This window comes from Escherichia sp. E2562 (assembly GCF_005781075.1).
Classification (GTDB): Bacteria; Pseudomonadota; Gammaproteobacteria; order Enterobacterales; family Enterobacteriaceae; genus Escherichia.
The window spans coordinates 377946-397698 of record NZ_VATM01000005.1 but is presented as its reverse complement, the minus strand read 5'-3'; the positions used below and the strand labels follow the sequence as shown (position 1 = coordinate 397698).

At 53.9% G+C, this 19753-nt stretch carries 22 protein-coding genes; 3 read left to right on the top strand and 19 right to left on the bottom strand.

The features are described 5' to 3' along the window. The first annotated feature begins 273 nt into the window (after nucleotides 1–273). Complete coding sequence (gene narP, locus FEK43_RS10775; protein WP_130260511.1) at nucleotides 274–921, top strand: nitrate/nitrite response regulator protein NarP; 648 nt, start codon at nucleotides 274–276, stop codon at nucleotides 919–921. A 213-nt stretch (nucleotides 922–1134) separates the two neighbouring features. Here narP and ccmH read toward each other — a convergent pair whose 3' ends face one another. The 15 genes from ccmH to napF are packed head-to-tail and all read right to left on the bottom strand — an operon-like array spanning nucleotide 1135 to nucleotide 13274. After that, nucleotides 1135–2187 carry a cytochrome c-type biogenesis thiol:disulfide oxidoreductase CcmH gene (gene ccmH, locus FEK43_RS10765; RefSeq protein WP_135407400.1) on the bottom strand — a complete coding sequence of 351 codons (1053 nt, stop codon included), beginning with the start codon at nucleotides 2185–2187 and terminating at the stop codon, nucleotides 1135–1137. Next, nucleotides 2184–2741: a thiol:disulfide interchange protein DsbE gene (gene dsbE, locus FEK43_RS10760; protein ID WP_135407402.1), complete on the bottom strand. Its 558-nt coding sequence runs from the start codon at nucleotides 2739–2741 to the stop codon at nucleotides 2184–2186. The genes ccmH and dsbE overlap by 4 nt, the downstream gene beginning before the upstream one ends. After that, nucleotides 2738–4681 carry a cytochrome c-type biogenesis heme lyase CcmF gene (ccmF, locus tag FEK43_RS10755; RefSeq protein ID WP_135407404.1) on the bottom strand — a complete coding sequence of 648 codons (1944 nt, stop codon included), beginning with the start codon at nucleotides 4679–4681 and terminating at the stop codon, nucleotides 2738–2740. Before ccmF ends, dsbE begins: the two co-directional genes overlap by 4 nt. Then, nucleotides 4678–5157, bottom strand: coding sequence for a cytochrome c maturation protein CcmE (gene ccmE, locus FEK43_RS10750; protein WP_001026416.1), 480 nt, complete (start codon nucleotides 5155–5157; stop codon nucleotides 4678–4680). Before ccmE ends, ccmF begins: the two co-directional genes overlap by 4 nt. After that, nucleotides 5154–5363: a heme exporter protein CcmD gene (gene ccmD, locus FEK43_RS10745; protein ID WP_130217080.1), complete on the bottom strand. Its 210-nt coding sequence runs from the start codon at nucleotides 5361–5363 to the stop codon at nucleotides 5154–5156. The genes ccmE and ccmD overlap by 4 nt, the downstream gene beginning before the upstream one ends. Then, on the bottom strand, nucleotides 5360–6097 hold the full coding sequence (ccmC, locus tag FEK43_RS10740; protein WP_001295447.1) for a heme exporter protein CcmC: 738 nt from the start codon (nucleotides 6095–6097) through the stop codon (nucleotides 5360–5362). Before ccmC ends, ccmD begins: the two co-directional genes overlap by 4 nt. A 41-nt stretch (nucleotides 6098–6138) precedes the next feature. Next, a complete protein-coding gene (gene ccmB / locus FEK43_RS10735) occupies nucleotides 6139–6801 on the bottom strand; it encodes a heme exporter protein CcmB (protein ID WP_000971724.1) in 663 nt (220 codons plus the stop codon). Then, complete coding sequence (gene ccmA, locus FEK43_RS10730; protein ID WP_240783032.1) at nucleotides 6798–7421, bottom strand: cytochrome c biogenesis heme-transporting ATPase CcmA; 624 nt, start codon at nucleotides 7419–7421, stop codon at nucleotides 6798–6800. The genes ccmB and ccmA overlap by 4 nt, the downstream gene beginning before the upstream one ends. A gap of 12 nt (nucleotides 7422–7433) precedes the next feature. Next, nucleotides 7434–8036, bottom strand: a complete 603-nt coding sequence (gene napC / locus FEK43_RS10725) for a cytochrome c-type protein NapC (RefSeq protein ID WP_000528376.1) — start codon at nucleotides 8034–8036, stop codon at nucleotides 7434–7436. Between the two features lie 9 nt (nucleotides 8037–8045). Next, on the bottom strand, nucleotides 8046–8495 hold the full coding sequence (gene napB / locus FEK43_RS10720) for a nitrate reductase cytochrome c-type subunit (protein ID WP_000835174.1): 450 nt from the start codon (nucleotides 8493–8495) through the stop codon (nucleotides 8046–8048). After that, complete coding sequence (gene napH, locus FEK43_RS10715) at nucleotides 8492–9355, bottom strand: quinol dehydrogenase ferredoxin subunit NapH (RefSeq protein ID WP_130207130.1); 864 nt, start codon at nucleotides 9353–9355, stop codon at nucleotides 8492–8494. Before napH ends, napB begins: the two co-directional genes overlap by 4 nt. Then, a complete protein-coding gene (gene napG / locus FEK43_RS10710) occupies nucleotides 9342–10037 on the bottom strand; it encodes a ferredoxin-type protein NapG (protein WP_000091291.1) in 696 nt (231 codons plus the stop codon). Before napG ends, napH begins: the two co-directional genes overlap by 14 nt. 6 nt (nucleotides 10038–10043) lie before the next feature. After that, nucleotides 10044–12530, bottom strand: a complete 2487-nt coding sequence (gene napA / locus FEK43_RS10705; RefSeq protein WP_000778067.1) for a periplasmic nitrate reductase subunit alpha — start codon at nucleotides 12528–12530, stop codon at nucleotides 10044–10046. Continuing rightward, a complete protein-coding gene (gene napD / locus FEK43_RS10700; protein WP_000557378.1) occupies nucleotides 12527–12790 on the bottom strand; it encodes a chaperone NapD in 264 nt (87 codons plus the stop codon). The genes napA and napD overlap by 4 nt, the downstream gene beginning before the upstream one ends. Further along, complete coding sequence (napF, locus tag FEK43_RS10695; RefSeq protein WP_000686723.1) at nucleotides 12780–13274, bottom strand: ferredoxin-type protein NapF; 495 nt, start codon at nucleotides 13272–13274, stop codon at nucleotides 12780–12782. The genes napD and napF overlap by 11 nt, the downstream gene beginning before the upstream one ends. Nucleotides 13275–13382: 108 nt before the next feature. On the opposite strand from napF, the gene FEK43_RS23320 reads away from it, so the two are divergent. Both FEK43_RS23320 and eco read left to right on the top strand, forming a co-directional pair. Further along, on the top strand, nucleotides 13383–13547 hold the full coding sequence (locus tag FEK43_RS23320) for a hypothetical protein (protein ID WP_276606407.1): 165 nt from the start codon (nucleotides 13383–13385) through the stop codon (nucleotides 13545–13547). A 132-nt stretch (nucleotides 13548–13679) separates the two neighbouring features. Next, nucleotides 13680–14168 (top strand): serine protease inhibitor ecotin, encoded by a 489-nt coding sequence (eco, locus tag FEK43_RS10690; RefSeq protein WP_130207134.1) that lies wholly within the window; start codon nucleotides 13680–13682, stop codon nucleotides 14166–14168. A gap of 255 nt (nucleotides 14169–14423) precedes the next feature. Here the strand turns inward: eco and mqo are convergent, their stop codons facing one another. The 4 genes from mqo to ada form a co-directional block, all read right to left on the bottom strand. After that, nucleotides 14424–16070 (bottom strand): malate dehydrogenase (quinone), encoded by a 1647-nt coding sequence (gene mqo, locus FEK43_RS10685; protein ID WP_135407406.1) that lies wholly within the window; start codon nucleotides 16068–16070, stop codon nucleotides 14424–14426. Between the two features lie 217 nt (nucleotides 16071–16287). Continuing rightward, on the bottom strand, nucleotides 16288–17931 hold the full coding sequence (gene yojI, locus FEK43_RS10680) for a microcin J25 efflux ABC transporter YojI (RefSeq protein ID WP_138158536.1): 1644 nt from the start codon (nucleotides 17929–17931) through the stop codon (nucleotides 16288–16290). A gap of 75 nt (nucleotides 17932–18006) precedes the next feature. Further along, the gene (alkB, locus tag FEK43_RS10675) at nucleotides 18007–18657 is read right to left on the bottom strand and encodes a DNA oxidative demethylase AlkB (RefSeq protein WP_135407409.1); all 651 of its coding nucleotides are present in this window, start codon (nucleotides 18655–18657) and stop codon (nucleotides 18007–18009) included. Further along, on the bottom strand, nucleotides 18657–19721 hold the full coding sequence (gene ada / locus FEK43_RS10670; protein WP_135407411.1) for a bifunctional DNA-binding transcriptional regulator/O6-methylguanine-DNA methyltransferase Ada: 1065 nt from the start codon (nucleotides 19719–19721) through the stop codon (nucleotides 18657–18659). The genes alkB and ada overlap by 1 nt, the downstream gene beginning before the upstream one ends. Nucleotides 19722–19753 lie beyond the last annotated feature (32 nt).

Below are 19753 nucleotides of genomic sequence, written 5' to 3'. Positions count from 1 at the left end.
TACGTTTGGATATACGATTTCAAAACTCAATTAATCTACATCTTTAAAATCATACAGTTACAGGCTCAATTAAACTACTCTCGTGGACCAAAAATCCCAAGAAAACCAACCACAAAGGTTGGTTTTTTTATATCTACGTCAATCCCCCTCTACCCACACTTACAGTTTTCACTACATGCCCATACATAAAATGGGGTAACATTCACGCGCCTGGTAGCGTTACCAACGCTACGCTCAAACATAATGATTCTAATAAAACCTCAGGAGACTACTATGCCTGAAGCAACGCCTTTTCAGGTGCTGATTGTGGATGATCATCCACTTATGCGACGCGGTGTTCGTCAGTTACTGGAGCTTGACCCTGGCTTTGAAGTGGTCGCCGAAGCAGGCGACGGCGCTAGTGCTATCGATCTGGCGAATAGACTGGATATCGACGTGATCTTGCTGGATCTCAATATGAAAGGTATGAGTGGCCTGGATACCCTCAATGCCTTGCGCAGGGATGGCGTTACCGCGCAAATTATTATCCTGACTGTTTCAGATGCCTCCAGCGATATCTTTGCATTGATAGACGCAGGCGCTGACGGTTATCTGTTGAAAGATAGCGATCCGGAAGTGTTGCTGGAAGCGATTCGCGCCGGAGCAAAAGGTAGCAAAGTCTTTAGTGAACGCGTCAGTCAGTACTTACGCGAGCGTGAAATGTTTGGCGCTGAAGAAGACCCCTTCAGCGTGCTAACGGAGCGTGAATTAGATGTTCTGCACGAACTGGCACAAGGACTGTCCAATAAGCAGATCGCTTCGGTACTGAATATTTCTGAGCAGACGGTAAAAGTCCATATCCGCAATCTGCTGCGTAAACTCAACGTCCGCTCACGCGTGGCGGCCACCATTCTGTTCCTGCAAAAACGCGGGGCGCAATAAAAAAATAGCCCGATGGATTTACCATCGGGCTGATATTGATGACAAACGCAAAACTGCCTGATGCGCTACGCTTATCAGGCCTACGCGGATCGAGCAATGTATTGAATTCGCACGATTTTGTAGGTCGGATAAGGCGTTTACGCCGCATCCGGCATAAACAAAGCGCACTTTGTCATCAGTCTGGCCCCGATGGCATCACCATCGGGCTTCTTCTTATTTACTTTCGTGTGGTGATAAATGCTGCATCGCCTGCGCGATACTGCGTTCAATAACCGCACGGCGTGTATCGTTAGAAGGCAGCATTTTTAACATCATCTCCCACGCGGCAACGGCTTCGCCAAATCGCTGCTGCTCAAAGGCATTAAACGCATACATACTTAACACACGAATATTGCTGTGGTCCGTTCTCACCAACTGGCGTAGCAGTTCGCCGCCGAGGCGGTTGTCGTTGGGATCAGATGAACGTGTCAACGCTTCCGCGTAACCCAGTGCGGCATCGCTGTTTTTCGGATCGAGGCGATACGCAGTAGCGTATGCATCGGTCGCGATACTGGCGTTACCCAGCGCCATCCCAACGCGGCCCAACATAATCCAGCCTTCTATATCTCCCGGATTTTTTTGCAGTTGAGTACGCATTCCAAGTGCAAGGCGCGACATCTCTTCTTCATTGAGCGGATCGGCTTTAGGATCCAGCGCCCTGTCCAGCAATGCCGGAGCCTGCGCAGTGGCCTGCTGCCAGATTTTTACCTGCTGATAATTGCCAGTCTGGTAGTAGCCGACGCCTGCCACAATCAACGCCACAACAATCCCCGGCAGGTAAACAGCAAATCCGGCACGCTTACCTTCCGGCACGCTTTGTTCAGGAAACTCCTCCACCGCCAGCCGTACACGCCGCCGCGAGCGGGCATAAATAACCCAACCGCCGATACCAATAGCCACCACTGGCAGCACCCACAGCAAGACGGTCAGCGGCGTTAACGGCGGATCGTAAGTGACGAAGTTGCCGTAACGCGCCACCATATAATCGACAATCTCTTTCTTACTTTTACCTTCCTGCATCAGTTCGTACACTTTCTGGCGCAGGTCGGTGGCAATCATCGAGTTGGAATCGGCAATGCTGTTGTTCTGGCATTTCGGGCAGCGCAGTTCTTCAGTAAGCTGACGGAACTGTTGTTCCTGTGCTTCATCTTTAAACTGCAACACGTCGATGGTCGCCAGCGCTGAGCCGGAGATCATTAGCATCAGCACGCCCAATAAAAACCTCATTGTGCGGCCTCCGTACTGTATTTCTCCCACAGCGGCTTGATCTCTTCTTCCCAGACGCGAGGGTTGAGATCGCCTGCATGGCGATAGCGAATGATGCCGTTGCCGTCAATAAGGAACGTTTCTGGCGCGCCATAGACACCGAGATCCAGCCCTAACATGCCGTCGCCATCAAACAGACTTAGCGCGTAAGGATTACCCAACTCTTTCAGCCAGCTAATCGCTTTCTGGCGATCGTCTTTATAGTTCATGCCGACCACGCGGATACCCTGCGCAGAAAGCTGATTCAGGTATTGATGTTCCGCACGACAGGTCGGACACCAGGTCGCCCAAACGTTAAGCAGCACTGGTTTACCCTGAGTCAGCACATCCGCCTGATAAAACTGGCCCGGATTGTCCAGTGATTCGAGGCGAAATTTCGGCACAGGCTTGCCAATGAGCGCCGATTCCAGATTGGTCGGATCATCCCCTTCGGCATTACGCGCCAGCTGCCACAGCAGCGCCGCGGCAATCGCCAGGAAGATAATCAAAGGAAGTAACAATACTTTGCGCTTCATACAGCCTCCGGCGCAGTTGTTTGCGGACTCACGCGCTTACGATAGCGAGGATCAAACAGGCACAGCAGCCCGCCCAACGCCATCATCAGCCCGCCCGCCCAAATCCAGCGAACAAACGGTTTGTAGTAAAGGCGCACAGCCCACGCGCCGTTTTCCAGCTCTTCACCGAGCGCCGCGTACAGGTCACGCGTGATGCCGCCGTCAATCGCCGCTTCAGTCATCATTGAACCGGCGGTGTTGTAATAACGTTTTTCCGCATACAGCACCGTCTCCGGCTTGCCATCTCGCGTTACGCCGATAGTCGCCACACCGCCACGCCAGTTCGGGCCAGTCACCTCTTTGACATCACGGAAGGTGAAGCGATATTCATGAATATCGACGCTATCGCCGGACTTCATGCGCACATCACGCTCAACGCTATAGTTCTGGCTAAAAGCAATGCCAACAATTGTCACTGCCAGCCCCAGGTGAGCCGCCACCATCCCCCAATAACTGAAGGTGGTTTTCGTGCCGCGTGAAATACGCAGCGCAGCTTCGGCAATTGCCAGCACCGCAATCCAGCAGGCCATTGCCAGGCCGAGCACCGTCATCGCCACAACTTTGCTTTCAAACAGCCACGGCAACAGCAGCGATAACACCAGTGTGCTGATGAAGGCGATAATCAACAAATTGCGGATTTTACGCGGTCGGTCGCGCCCCCAGCGCACCAGCGGACCAATGCCCAGCACCAGTGCAAATGGCACCATCAGCCAGGTAAACATGCTGTTAAAGAACGGTTCGCCAATCGAAATGCTGCCCAGTCCCAGTTGCTTGTGCACCAGCGGTAGCAGCGTCCCCAGCAATACCACCAGCATCGCGGCGACCAGCAAAACGTTGTTCGCTAACAGCAAAGATTCCCGCGACCACAGCGCATTGTTTACGCGTGAGCGAACTTTGTGTCCACGCGCGGCAAACAGCAGCAGCGAACCGCCAATCACCAGCACCATAAAGGCGAGGATAAACATACCGCGCGCCGGATCAGACGCAAACGCGTGTACCGATACCAGCACGCCAGAACGCACCAGGAAAGTCCCCAGCAGACACAGCGAGAAAGCACTGATTGCCAGCAGTAATGTCCACGCTTTGAAGCTGGCGCGTTGTTCAGTGACCGCCAGCGAGTGCATCAGCGCAGTACCCACCAGCCATGGCATAAACGAGGCATTTTCTACCGGATCCCAGAACCACCAGCCGCCCCAGCCGAGTTCGTAATAGGCCCACGCGGAACCGAGTACGATGCCGAGCGTCAGGAAGATCCACGCTGCCAGCGTCCACGGACGAGTAAAACGTGCATAAGTGCTGTCCAGACGCCCACTCAGCAAAGAAGCAATGGCAAAAGCAAATGCCACCGAGAAACCAACGTAGCCCATATAAAGCAGAGGCGGATGGAAGATCAGCCCCGGATCCTGCAACAACGGGTTAAGATCGCGCCCCTCAATCGGGAAGTTCGGCAATGTGCGAGAGAACGGGTTAGAGGTAAAGAGAATGAACAGCAAAAAGCCGACGCTGACCATGCCCATTACCGCCAGTACGCGCGCCACAATATCCAGCGGAATACGCTGGCTAAAAATCGCTACCGCAAACGTCCAGCCGCTCATCAGCAGAACCCACAGCAGTAGCGAGCCTTCATGCGCGCCCCAGGTAGCCGCCACGCGATACCACACCGGAAGCTGGGTATTGGAATTGCTGGCAACATAGGTGACGGTAAAATCGTTGACCACGAAGGCGTTAACCAGCACCAGAAACGCGCCAGCCACGCACATAAACAGCAGCCAGGCAAACAGCCGGGAGGAGGCCATCATCCGTGCATCACCACGCGCCACACCCCATAGCGGATAAACAGACAGCAAAAGTGCAATCCCTAACGCCAGGCACAGCAGTCCGTTACCAATTTCTGGCATCATGATGCGGGATCCTTATAAGCACTTGCCGGGCGACGGTGGTTAGCCTCCATCGCTTTCTCAACTTCTGGCGGCGTGTAGTTTTCGTCGTGTTTCGCCAGCACTTCTTTCGCGAGGATATGATTGCCTTTTTCCAGTTCGCCCTGCACCACAACGCCCTGCCCTTCACGGAACAGATCCGGCAAAATGCCTTCGTAAGAGACATCTACTGAACCTTCAGCGTCGTAAATGGTGAAAGTTACTTTTAGCGAATTAGGATCGCGCTGCACGCTACCCGGCATCACCATCCCGCCAACGCGCAGACGTTGACCGACTTCCGGCATCTGCTGCGTTTCACGCTTACCGTAGAGAATTTCTCCCGGTGTATAGAAAAGATCGATATTAGAGCGCAGCGCATACAGCACCAGACCGATGGTCAGCGCCAAACCTGCCAACACGGCGCAGGCAATCCACAAACGATTTTTACGGCGAATATTCATGCGGCCTCCTGCTGTTGCATGGCACGTAACCGCGCCTCACGCGCCCGCTGTTGCGCCACACCACGCAAAATTGCGCGATGCCGCATCACCGAGTGCACGACCAAAGCCACCAGCGGAATAACGGTCATCACCACCGCCAACCAGACAAAAAAGGCGTAACCGCCCATTGCGAAAAATTCATTCCAGGAAGCAAATGCAGGGGTCATTTACGGCCTCTTTTCAGTATCAGTTCACTCACCCACGGACGGCGTTTTTCCATCAGCAAAATCAAATTACGCATCCGCATCAGCGTCAGCGTGGCAGACAGCAGAAGGAAACCAAAAATCGACCAGCGCAGCGGCGAACGCATTGCCGGATCGATACTTTGCTGCATCCGCGTTGATCCCTGATGTAGGGTGTTCCACCACTCCACGGAATAATGAATAATCGGCAGGTTCACCACGCCAATTAGCACCAGAATACCTGCCGCACGGCCCGCCAGACGGCGGTCGTCGAAAGCGTGCCACAGGGCAATCACACCCACATACAAAAACAGCAGCACCAGTTCGGAAGTCAGACGCGCGTCCCATACCCACCAGGTACCCCACATCGGTTTTCCCCATGCGGAGCCAGTAACCAGGGCAATAAAAGTAAATACCGCGCCAATAGGCGCCATCGCCGCGACCGCCAGGTTAGCCATTTTCATCTGCCAGACAAGACCGATGAACGCCGCTACCGCCATCGAGGCATAAATACCCATCGACCAGATTGCCGCAGGCACATGTAGATAAATAATGCGATAGCTATTTCCTTGCTGATAATCCGCCGGAGCAAAGCCGAATCCCCAGATCCAGCCGACGGTGAGCACGACCACACTGGCGATTGCCAGCCACGGTATAAACCAGCCACAGATTTGATATAACCGTGGAGGGATCGCCAGTTGATGTAGTGTTTTCCACATAATTTCGATACCAGACTCGAACAAAAATCAGTAATCCAGCGTTATTGAATGCTGATTCGTAACGCTGCCGCCGTCGCAAAAGGACTTAATGTCGCGGTGCCAGCCAGCAACGCGCCTAAAATTGCCAGATACCCGTCCACGGGCAAATGCATCGAAGCCGCGTCCATCGCAGCGGTGGCAAAGATGAGTAAGGGGATGGTGAGTGGTAACACGAGAATGCTGAGTAGCACTCCACCGCGCTTAAGTCCGACCGTCAGCGCCACGCCTGGCGCACCAAGAAAGCCAAGCGTGGGGGTTCCCAACAACAGCGTTAGCGCCATCACTTGCCAACCGTACACGTCCATTCCCAGTAGCAATGCCACCAGTGGTGAGAGAATGAGCAGAGGCAAACCTGTCACCATCCAGTGCGCCATCACCTTCGCCAGCACAACGGCGGGCAAGGGTAATGGCAACAACATCAGTTGTTCAAGACTGCCGTCCTGCAAATCGTCACGAAACAGTCGCTCCAGCGCCAGCAATGAGGAAAGCAGCGCCGCCACCCAGATAATGCCCGGTGCAATCCTCGCCAGCAATTGCGGCTCCGGACCGATACTAAGTGGAAAAAGGGTAATAACAATCAGGAAGAACCACAGCGGGTTAGCGATTTCGGCGCTATGGCGAAACGCCACGCGCAGCTCAAGACGGAAAATGCGCCAGAACATCATGCGCCCCTTGTATGCGTCAGAGAAATGCGGTGGATTTTACTTTCAGCAACGTTGAGCGGCTGGTGGGTGGTCAGAATCACAATTCCCCCCTGCTCCGTATGCTGCGCCATGCGCTGGGTCAGACGATCGACGCCGTTGACGTCAATCGCGGTAAAAGGTTCGTCGAGGATCCACAACGTAGCGCGGGTCAGCCATAATCGCGCCAGCGCGACGCGGCGTTGTTGCCCGGCAGAGAGCTGGTTTACGGGAATATCTTCGAATCCGGCAAGCCCGGCCTGCGCCAGGGCGTCCAGACATTGTGCGGTATCACCGTCACGGTGATAGAAATGCAGATTTTCTAACGCCGTCAGCCGGGTTTTAATCCCCGGCTGATGGCCTATCCATAACAGGTTTTGATGGTAGCTGTCGCGTATCTGATGCAAGGGCTGCCCTTGCCAGAGAACGTCTCCCGCATCAGGGCGAGACAACCCCGTCAGCAAACGGAGAAGCGTTGTCTTCCCCGCGCCGTTGCTGCCGGTGATTTGTACCCACTCTCCTGCGTTCAGCGTAAATGATAAACCACTAAATAAGGTTCGTTCATCCCGCTCGCAAAGTAACTCTCTGGCTTCAAGCATACCCACGCAATAACCCTGTTAAAAACCTGGCTCGACTTCACGCATATCGGGCAGCTTGTGCGCTATCCCTTTATGGCAATCAATACAGGTTTGCCCATCTTTCACCGCCTGGTCATGCATCTTCGCGGCAACCGATTTCTGGGCGGTTGTATCCATATACTCGAAGTTGTGACAGTTACGGCACTCCTGCGAGTTATTGTCCTTCATGCGCCGCCACTCATTCTGTGCCATCGTCAGGCGATGAGCTTCAAATTTCTGCGGCGTGTCAATAACACCAAAAATTTTACCATACAGCTCTTTACTTGCTTTGAGCTTGCGTATCATCTTCGGCACAAACTCGTGCGGAACGTGACAATCCGGACAGGTCGCACGTACGCCGCTACGGTTGTTGTAATGCACGGAATCCATGTATTCCTGATATACCGTGTTGCGCATTTCGTGGCAGCTAATGCAAAACTCTTCAGTGTTAGCTTTTTCCATCCCCGTGTTAAAGCCGCCCCAGAAGACGATGCCGCCAACAAAGCCGATCAACAGCAGCGTCCCCAGCGCCAGACGGCTGGGGGTACGCCACCATTTCCACAGGCGCTTAATCAGACCAGGCTTACGGTCAGAATTTCCCATAATAACCTCTTATTTCCCGTAACCTTTTGATGGGGTAAAGGTATTCCCCACGATTGGCGCGGTATCGGCCTGCGGTACGTGACATTGCAGACAGAAATAACGACGTGGAGCCACTTCCGCGCCCACTTTGCCGTCGCTGTCCATAAAGTGAGTAGGACTGATGCGCGGTGCGCCAGTGGTGCGATAGCTTTCGACACCGTGGCACTGCAAGCAGCGGTTGGTATTGGTCGTTACCTGATAACCTTCAACGCTATGCGGGATCATTGGCGGCTGATTCACATAGTTCAGCGGCATCCGATCCTGCTCTTTTGGCATCCGAATGGCCCCTTCCTGCGTCCCGGATACTTCCGGCGACTGGCTAAAATCGACGCCATTTGCCGCCCAAACCGCGCCGCTCACCACCAGGGCCAGCATCGCCGTCCATTGACACAGCGCTTTCTTCAGGTCATGGCTTTTCATGATTTCGCTCCCGAACTCCATCGTGTAGTTATTGTAAATACATCCTCAGAACAGACATCCACGCAGCGACCGCATGTCATGCAATCGCGGCTGGTGACCTGCACCGGGCTTTGTTCATCCAGCACCGGGGCACGTAGCACATGCGGTTCCGGGCAAACATGAAAACAATCCATACAGCGGTTACATTTCTGTCGATCGGTGGCCGCAACGGTGACAACACCTTTGCTACCCAGCACGCCATACAGCGCGCCGACCGGACAAATATGGCCGCACCAGCCGTGTTCAACGACCAGTAGATCAAATAAAAACAGCGCGAGAATAAGCAGTGCGCCGCTGCCGAATCCCATTACCAGGCTACGCCCCATCAGAGAAACGGGGTTGATCCATTCCCAGATGAGCGTGCCAGTTAAGGCTGAGCCCACCAGAATGACCACCAACAGCACGTAGCGAATGTGGCGAGGGATCGTCGCAGACTGATTGAGGTCAAAGCGCCTGCGCAACCAGTTCGCTAAATCGGTAATCGGGTTCAGCGGGCAGACCCAGCTGCAAAATAATCGCTTTCCTGCCAGGGCGTAGAGCACGGTGATAATCACCGCACCGATCAGCGCCACCGTGGCAGGCAGATGGCCGCTGGCAAGGCTTTGCAGCGTCATCAGCGGATCGGTCAGCGGAACGGTGTCGAATAACAGGCTACTGCTGTAGTTGCCATGCAAGATCCACACACCAAACCACGGGCCGCTCAAAAACATCCCCAGCACGAAGAACTGACAAAGGCGACGCAACACCAGCCAACGGTGACTGCGCCACCAGCCTTTCTTCGCCAGTGCCTCGCGCCCGGCGTCACGTTTACGATTTGCCATTGTTCCCCTCCAGCCAGCCGAAGCGGTAATGGTGACCTAACTCCCCTTTCGCCAGTGACAGCGGTAACACCTTGATTGCCGGTTGTTCCAGCACACACACCTTTTCGCACTTACCGCAGCCGGTACAGGCGTCGCTGTGAACCGTCGGCAGAAAACGGGCGTGCTTACCGGTACGCGTGTTGCGCTCCAGCTCCAGGGTGATTGCCTCATCAATTTTCGGGCATTCGCGATAACAAACATCACAGCGCAGCCCCTGAAAGTTGAGACAGTTTTCTTGGTCCACCAGCACCGCCAGCCCCATCCGCGCGTCGTCGATCGATTCGATCTCACGATCCAGCGCACCGCTTGGGCACACTTTGGCGCACGGAATGTCCTCACACATTTCGCAAGGAATATCCCGCGCGACAAAATACGGCGTACCTGCCGACAGACCAGAGGCCAGCGTCGCCAGTTTTAATGTGTCGTAAGGGCAAGCCTGAACACACTGACCGCAACGCACACAGGCACTGGCAAAGGCGTTCTCGTTTATGGCTCCGGGCGGGCGCAACCGCACGCCAGATGCGCGTGCGGTTTGCTGTTGTAACCCCAGCGCCACACCCACGGCTGCCAGCCCGCCTGCTGTGCGAACAACATCGCGCAGAAAGCGGCGGCGACCATTTTGAGGTTTCGCTGACCGGGACATAATGGCTTACACCTTCTCCAGTTTGACCGCGCACTTCTTGAAGTCCGTCTCTTTCGAGAGCGGATCGGTCGCGTCCAGCGTCAGTTTGTTAACCAGCTGTGCAGCGTCGAAGAACGGCATATACACCAGGCCCTGCGGCGGACGGTTACGACCGCGCGTTTCGACAATCGAGATCACTTCGCCACGGCGAGAAACCACTTTCACTTTGTCGCCACGACGCAGATCGCGCGCTTTCGCATCCAGCGGGTGAATAAACAGGACCGCTTCCGGGAAGGCGCGGTGCAGTTCCGGTACACGGCGAGTCATACTGCCGGTGTGCCAGTGCTCCAGGACGCGTCCGGTAGAGAGCCACAGGTCGTACTCTTCATCCGGTGCTTCCGCCGCCGGTTCGAACGGCAGCGCGAAGATCACCGCTTTGCCATCCGGTTTACCGTAGAACTTATAGCCTTCGCCCGCTTTCACGTACGGGTCGTTACCTTCGCTGTAACGCCACTGCGTTTCTTTACCGTTCACTACCGGCCAGCGCAGACCGCGTGCTTTGTGGTAGTCATCGAACGGTGCCAGATCGTGACCGTGACCGCGACCAAACCATGCGTACTCTTCGAACAGCCCTTTTTGCAGATAGAAGCCCAGCTCGCGGGATTCATCGTTCAGCTGATCTTCTGCCAGTTCGGATACCGGGAATTTGCTCACTTCCGGAGTGGCATACAGAACTTCGTACAGCGTTTTGCCACGCAGTTCCGGTTTCTTCGCCAGCAGCTCTTCCGGCCATACTTCTTCAGTTTTGAAGCGGCGGGAGAACTGGACTAACTGCCAGAGATCCGATTTCGCTTCGCCTGGCGCCTGCACCTGCTGACGCCAGAATTGAGTACGGCGTTCGGCGTTACCGTAAGCACCCTCTTTCTCTACCCACATTGCTGTCGGCAGGATCAAGTCCGCTGCCAGCGCACTGACTGTCGGATACGGATCGGAGACGATGATAAAGTTGCGCGGATCGCGCCAGCCCGGCATACGCTCTTCATTAATATTCGGCCCGGCCTGCATGTTGTTGGTACACATGGTCCAGTAAACATTCAGCTTGCCGTCTTTCAGCGCACGGTCCTGTGCTACCGCGTGCAGACCGATTTTCGCCGGAATGGTGCCGCTCGGGATATTCCACTTCTTCTCGCAGATATCACGGTGTTTCTCGTTAGTCACCACCATGTCCGCAGGCAGACGGTGAGCAAAGGTGCCCACTTCACGCGCAGTACCACATGCGGAAGGCTGCCCGGTCAGGGAGAACGGACCGCAACCCGGCTGGGAAATTTTGCCGGTCAGCAGGTGCAGGTTGTAGACCAGGTTGTTGGCCCACACACCGCGGGTATGCTGGTTGAAGCCCATCGTCCAGTAGGAGATGACTTTCTTGTTCGGATCGGCATACAACTGCGCCAGCTGTTCCAGCTGATCTTTTGGTACGCCAGTCATTTCGGCGGTTTTTTCCAGCGTATACTCGGCAACGAAGGCTTTGTAATCTTCAAAGCTCATCGGTTCGGAGGCGTCAGAACCCGGATTCTTCGCTGCTTTTTCCAGCGGATGGGTCGGACGTAAACCGTAGCCGATGTCCGTCGCCCCTTTGCGCAGGTTAACGTGCTTGCTGAAGAAGTCCTGATTTATCGCATTGTTTTGAATGATATAGTTGGCGATGTAGTTCAGGATCACCAGGTCAGATTGCGGCGTAAAGATGATGCCGTTATCCGCCAGCTCGAAGCTACGATGCTGGTAGGTAGAAAGCACCGCCACGGTGACGTTCTGGTTAGAGAGACGACGGTTAGTGATGCGCGACCAGAGGATCGGGTGCATCTCCGCCATGTTTGCGCCCCACAGCACAAACGCGTCAGCCTGCTCGATGTCGTCATAGCAGCCCATCGGCTCATCCATACCAAAGGTACGCATAAAGCCAACTACTGCCGACGCCATACAGTGACGCGCGTTCGGGTCGATGTTGTTCGAGCGGAAGCCCGCTTTGAACAGCTTGGACGCGGCATAACCTTCCCAGATAGTCCACTGACCAGAACCGAACATACCGATCGATTCCGGCCCTTTTTCTTTCAGGGCGGTTTTGAATTTCTCTTCCATCACATCAAAGGCTTGATCCCAGGTGATTGGGGTGAACTCGCCTTCTTTGTCATATTTACCGTTTTTCATACGCAGAAGCGGCTGCGTCAAACGGTCTTTACCGTACATGATTTTGGGCAGGAAATAGCCCTTAATGCAGTTCAGGCCACGGTTAACCGGTGCGTCCGGGTCGCCCTGACAGGCCACCACACGCCCCTGCTGCGTTCCGACCAGAACGCCGCAACCAGTACCGCAGAAACGGCACGGCGCTTTATCCCATTTGATGGCTTCCTGCTGACCAACAACGGCGCGGGCAACGCCCGGCACGCTGAGACCGGCAGCCGCCGCAGCGGCCGCAACGGCGTTAGCTTTCATAAAGCTACGACGACTGAGTTTCATGGTGTTTCCTCACCTTGCTCTTCCTGCTGGTGATAAACCAGCGACACCGCCAGCACGCCCTCTACGTTGCGTACTGACTCAATGGTTTGGATCAGCGTTTCGCTGTCTTCTGCTTCCACCACCACAATCAACTGACCGCTCGGCGCGTCGCTGACAGCAACTTCACAGCCGGGAAAGGCGTTCAGTTGGGTGCTGATGTCTGAAATTCGTTCGCTTTTGGCCTGCACGACCAGGCTGCAAACTTGCCAGTTAGTGTGCATGGAGATACTCCGCAGTTATGGCTGATACCGGACAACTGGCTGCACATGCTCCACATCCGTTGCAAAGTTGGCTATTAAGTTGCGGCTGGTAGATCCCGGAGAGCGTCGGGCGAAAGATAATTGCCATTGGCTCACAGCTATCCTGACAGCGGCGACATTCAACTGACTGATACGCCAGGCACGCGTCCCCAATGGTGAACTGCAAATCCCAGGCCCTGGTGTGGCGCGGAGAAAATAGCGATTCGGGGCAAGCCTGCGCGCAGGCGTAACAGAAGCTGCACTCGTTATTTTTGAAATTAACGCTCGGATAGCCACCCGCGCCGCGTTGCAGAATGTTGTTTTCACAAGCATTAATACAGGCATCGCAGCGGGTGCAATGGGTCAGAAAATGAGATTCATCACCGGACCAGGGCGGACGGATACCGTTACTGGCTTTGCGCCAGCGACCAGTGAGTATGCCCCGACGGGATGCATCAATCTTCACATTGACCTTCCATCATTAACGCGCTCTGAAAATTGAGAGCGACCAAAGAAACCGCGTAATTAATAAGCCATTTTTATAGGCGCTAAGATATTAAAGGATGTGTCAAAGATGCATACCCCGATCGGGGTAAAACATGTAGCAGGATCAAAAGAGTGGCGGGAAGGCTGGCAAAAATGGGCTTTTATTCACATTTCAATCGGTTATAAACAATTTTACATAGCGATAAATTCACCAAAGATATTCTTCCAGGCTTCGCTATCCATCAGCATATAACTCCAAAAGAGAAGGTAAAGTTGTCTGAATATTCTATGCATTATTCATAAAGCAAATTAATAAATCTGATGAATATGTTAACCTTCAGCGACATCATCGGTGAAAACCTATAAATGAAGAAGGAAAGCAAAAATGAAGACTATTCTACCTGCAGTATTGTTTGCCGCTTTCGCCACAACTTCAGCCTGGGCGGCAGAAAGCGTTCAGCCACTGGAAAAAATCGCCCCTTATCCGCAAGCTGAAAAAGGGATGAAGCGTCAGGTGATTCAGTTAACCCCGCAAGAAGATGAATCTACCCTGAAAGTAGAACTGTTAATCGGTCAGACGCTGGAAGTTGACTGCAATCTGCATCGTCTCGGCGGGAAACTGGAAAGCAAAACGCTGGAAGGCTGGGGCTATGATTATTATGTCTTTGATAAAGTTAGCTCCCCGGTTTCCACGATGATGGCCTGCCCGGATGGCAAGAAAGAGAAGAAATTTGTCACCGCGTATCTGGGCGATACCGGAATGCTGCGTTACAACAGCAAGCTGCCGATCGTGGTGTATACGCCAGACAATGTAGATGTGAAGTACCGCATCTGGAAGGCGGAAGAGAAGATTGACAACGCAGTAGTTCGCTAAACACAGCGTACCGCCCGTCGGTCGGATAAGGCGGTTACACCGCATCCGACATCTAACGTCCGAGCCGGTTGCCTGATGCGACGCTGACGCGTCTTATCAGGCCTACGCCACGGTGAAGTGCTGCACCTCGTAGGTCGGATAAGGCGGTTACGCCGCATCCGACATCCAACGCCCGAGCCGGTTGCCTGATGCGACGCTGGCGCGTCTTATCAGCATACGCCACATCCGGCATACCATGCCGAATGTGGCACATCATTACAACGCAATATCCGCGACTACTTTTTGAACGGGTTGCGGTTTCAACTGCGGTTTCGGCGTACTGTCTGCCGCCTGCGGCTTGTCGTATTTCAGCCCCAGCACTTCGCTGGTGTACTGCAACTCACGCTCTGTTGCTGCCACATCACCGTTCAGCTTACGTCCATAAGACGGAACGATCGCTTTCAGCGTGGCCTGCCATTGCGGGCTGGAAACACGATCACCAAACACTTTTTCCAGCAGATTCAACATAATCGGTGCGGCGGTTGACGCCCCCGGCGATGCCCCCAGCAGCGCAGCAATGGTTCCTTGCTGGTCACTGACCACTTCTGTTCCCAGGCGCAGTACGCCACCTTTCGCGGCATCACGCTTGATAATCTGTACGCGCTGCCCCGCTTGCCATAAACGCCAGTCCTCTTTTTTCGCCTGTGGATAGTACTCTTTCAGCGCTGCAAAACGATCCTCTTCACTCAACATCACCTGACTCACCAGGTATTTCACCAGATCGAAATTATCCAGCCCGACGTGCATCATCGGCATCACATTAGAGGTGGTGGTGGAACTCATCAGATCCCACAACGAACCGTTTTTGAGGAATTTGGTTGAGAAGGTGGCAAATGGTCCAAACAGCACTACGCGTTTACCGTCCAGAACACGGGTATCGATATGCGGAACCGACATCGGCGGCGCACCGACAGATGCTTTACCGTAAACCTTCGCCAGATGGTGATTAACCACGTCAGGGTTTTCCGAGACGAGGAACTGACCGCCCACCGGGAAACCAGCGTACTCTTTCGCTTCCGGGATACCGGATTCTTGCAAAAGCTTCAGCGCCGCACCGCCCGCACCGATAAAGACAAATTTCGCGCGAATGTTCTGTACTGTGCCATTTTTCAGATCGGCAATGGTGACGGTCCAGGTGTTGTCGTCATTACGTTTGAGGCCGCGGACTTCGCTACTGAGTTGCAGCGAGAAGTTAGATTTTTTCTGCAAGGAAGCAATTAACTGGCGAGTGATTTCACCATAGTTCACATCGGTGCCGATTTCTGTACGTGTCGCAGCCACTTTCTGCTGCGGATCGCGTCCTTCCATCACGAGTGGCGCCCACTCTTTGATTTGCGCGTGATCTTCGGAGTAACGCATACCGCGGAACAACGAACTTTGTTGCAAGGCCGCGTAACGGGCGCGCAGGAAGTTGACGTTATCTTCGCCCCAGACAAAGCTCATGTGCGGAACGGTATTGATAAATGAACGCGGAGTACGCAGCACGCCGCGCTCGACCTGGTGCGCCCAGAACTGGCGGGAAATCTGAAATGCTTCGTTAATGGCGACTGCTTTTTCGATACTGATGCTGCCATCGGCGTTTTGCGGGGTGTAGTTCAGTTCCATCAGTGCAGAATGCCCGGTTCCGGCGTTGTTCCAGCCGTTCGAACTCTCCTGCGCGACACCCTCCAGGCGCTCCACCATGGTCATCGACCATTCAGGCTCCAGCTCGCGTAAATAGGTCCCCAACGTGGCGCTCATAATGCCGCCGCCAATCAACAGTACATCAGTTTCCTGCTCCTCGGACGCTTTCGCTTTTGCCGCCATCGAAACGGCATTAAGCCCCACGGCCATCGAGAAGAGCATGGCAGTCACTTTTTTCATCTTGTTAATGCCTTACTTTTAGTCGCTTTATTGCAGGTGAGATTTGCGCGGCATCAACGGTAACACTTAAGTAACAACATTTAAATAATGTTTATAAATTATCTTCTAATTTTATAAACATTATAATTTCGTTGATTAATTATAGGGTTATTAGAAACGGGGGGATTTTTAGAATATTGACCTGGCGACAGTATCCCGCCAGGTCAGCGCCAAAATATTATGCCGTCCGGGCAACGGCATCACGCGAAGCAGCGTCACGCTCTTCGCCGGTCAGCTCGCTAAGTTGCCCGTTGCGCATTTCCAGCAGGCGGTCGGCGTGGATAAAGTAATGATCATCATGACTGATGGCGAAAATAGTTTTCCCCATCTCCTGCATCAGCGGCAGCAGCACCTGATAAAACTCACGGCGGAAATGTGGATCCTGATCCGCCGCCCATTCATCCAGCAGAATAATATCGCGTTCTTCTGCCAAAGCCAGCAACAGCGCCACGCGTTTTTTCTGCCCTTTCGATAACTTCAGGTTAACAATACGCCCGTTACTTAACTCAAGCTTATGACCCATTTTCAGCTGCGCCAGCCACTTCTCAACCAGTTGCGGGTTAGCAGGTTTGCCCTCCGGCCCCAGCAGTTGATCAAATAACCAGACATCGGTAAACACCGCCGAAAACAGTTTGCGATAATCTTCCGGTTGTTCGCCGCTGACAGGTTTGCCATCCAGCAAGATTTCGCCGCTTTGTGGCTGATACAACCCCGTCAACAACATCGCCAGCGTCGATTTGCCGCTACCATTGCCACCAATCAGAAACAGCAGTTCGCCACGTTTAATGGTGAAGTTAATCGGCCCAACGGAAAACGCGTTATCCTGATAAGCAAACGTAACATTACGCAGCTCAAGCGTTTGCCAGTTGGGAAACGCCTGCGGGCGCGGAAACTCCGCTTTGAAAGGTGCGAGCGCGAATTTGTTCAGCTTGTTAAACGCCACCTGCGCCGTCAGCAGCGTCGGCAATGCGCCAACCGCCGAAAGCAGTGGCGTACGCAGGAATAACAGCGTCAACGAATAGGTCGCGGCAACGTTGGTATCAGCCCAACCCAGGCTATTTGCCATCCAGAATACCAGGCCGATAGCACCCAGCATCATAATGTTCGACCAGTTCACGGCACTTAGATGGAAGGTGTCTGCGCGGATAATATGATGGCGATACTCTTGCGCATCAGGAATGTAGAGATTGTTAAACACATACTCGGCGCGCTCACGGTTCAGAGTCAGCTCTTTGCGCCCTTCGAGTACAGTTTGAAAATCCGAGTACAGTTTGTCTTCGGTTTCACGCAGAGTCGCCATATGCTTGTACACCCGCGCCACCAGTACAAAACCGCCCCAGATGGTGACTGCCATCCAGATAGCCGTTACCAGCAACATTTTGCCCGACAACATCCAGAGATACGCCGCTGAACCGATAGTGAGAATGATCCCCTGCACCAGTTCCGGCAGACGCACAAAAGCAATGGTGATATTGCGCACATCGCTGGTTAACCCCGCCAGCAACGAGGCGCTACCAAGTTGTTCGATACGCTCGACGTGGGTATCCAGTATCCGCTTGATAAATTCGCTACGCAGTCGGTAAACGAAGTGATGGCCCAGCGTAGTAAGTGCCAGTTGCGATCCCAGTGTTACCGCCATTAACAGCAGCAATAAACCCAGAAACTCCGGCAACACCAGCAGACTGGTATCCGCCGTTTCGATAAGGCGCTGATTGATAAAAGCAATTAAGCCAATGCCTAATGCCGCACTGGCGAGGCTTAGCGCCATCACACTGATAAATGGCCAGCGATACTGCCGCCAGACAAGTACAAGAAGTTCCATGCAGAAAACCCGGACAATGAATTACAGCCCGCAGTTTAAACATCTCCGCGCACACAGCAATAATAATTCTTATTTTTATTCTTTTTTACCTGCCTGACGGAAGGTCAGGTTGTAGCGGCAGTCGGCGGTGAGTGGATGAAACCCAGCTTTTAGTGGTTGAATACCGTGATAAAACAGCCGTGATTCACCGCCCCACACCACCACATCGCCATGTTCCAGCAACAAACGTTTGAGCGGATCATTTCGTTTCAGGCCGCCAAATTGAAAAATCGCGGGTAAGCCCAGAGAAACAGAAACAATCGGTGCGCGCAGATCCGGTTCGTCTTTATCCTGATGTAGCGACAGTTTCGCGCCCGGGGCGTAGCGGTTGATAAGGCAAGCGTCAGGCTGGAAATCTGGATAGCCCGCTGCCGTGGCCGCGCGCCGACATAAATCATAAAAACTTTGCGGCATGGCGGGCCACGGTTGACTTGTTTGCTGATCAATGGGCGAATAGAGATAACCTTGCCGATTGGTCGTCCAGCCCAGATGCCCGCAGTTGGTCATCGCCACCGACATGGTATATCCGCCAGGAGTGACCATCTGGCGAAACGGCGACTGGCTGGCAATGCCACTGATATCGTGCATCAGTTGTTCCGCAACGTTAAAAGTAAAACGGCGCAAAATCACCGCGCCGGAAGCCAGCGATTCGTGCCACGGTTCAGCATCGGCAAACAGATCCAACATTACCTCTCCTCATGATCAGCTTCGCGGCGCAGCAAGTGCGCTTTGCGCGACACGCCCCAGCGGTAACCAGAAAGTGCGCCATCACCGCGTACTACCCGATGACAAGGGATAATAATAGCTAATCTATTGGCGGCGCAGGCACTGGCTACGGCGCGAACGGCTTTTGGTTTGCCAATCGCGTTCGCCAGTTGCTGGTAACTCACCGTTTCACCACAAGGTATAGTGCGAAGCGCCTGCCAGACTTGTTGTTGAAAAGCGGTGCCGCGAATATCCAGCGGTAACGTCAGCGGCGTATCGCGGTTATTGAGGCTGGCGATAACCTCACGTATATGTTGCTGAAACGTCAGGTCAGCTGGCGCGTTGTCAGCGGCAGGAAACATCTGACGGAGTTCGCTAATCAACGTCCCGTCATCGTCGCCCAGCAGAATCGCGCAAATCCCCCGCTCGCTTTCTGCCACCAGGCAGCGCCCCAGTTCACAATCGGCCAGCGCATAACGCACAGCCAGGTTTTCGCCACCGTGACGAAACTGTTTAGCCGTCATACCCAACGTTTCGTCGGCTTTGCGGTAGTAACTGCTGCCGTCGGGGAATCCTGCGTTCAGAATCGCCTGGGTGACACTCTCCCCTTTCGCCAGCGATTCGCGCAAGCGACGAGCACGCCAGGCCTGTTGCCAGGCTTTTGGCGTCATTCCGGTGGTGGCTTTAAATAAACGATGCAGATGGAATGGACTCATCGCCACCTGGTCGGCTAAGGCTTCAAGCGTTACAGGCGTTTCCTGTTCCAGTAGTCGACACGCGTGGGTGATTTTATCCAACCGGTGTTGCTGGGCATTGGCTTTATCAGGTTGGCAGCGTTTGCAGGGGCGAAATCCGGCGACGAGTGCCTCGCTGGCATTTGCGTAGAAGGAGACGTTTTCCCGCAAGGCATGTCTCGCGCGGCAAGACGGACGGCAAAAGATACCCGTGGTGCGCACGGCGAAAACGAATTCGCCGTCGGCATTCGGGTCGCGGGATAAGACCGATTGCCAGCGTTGATCGTCAGTTAAGCGTGTGGCGTTTTTCATAATCAGCTCCCAGGTTAAGGATAGCCTTTAGT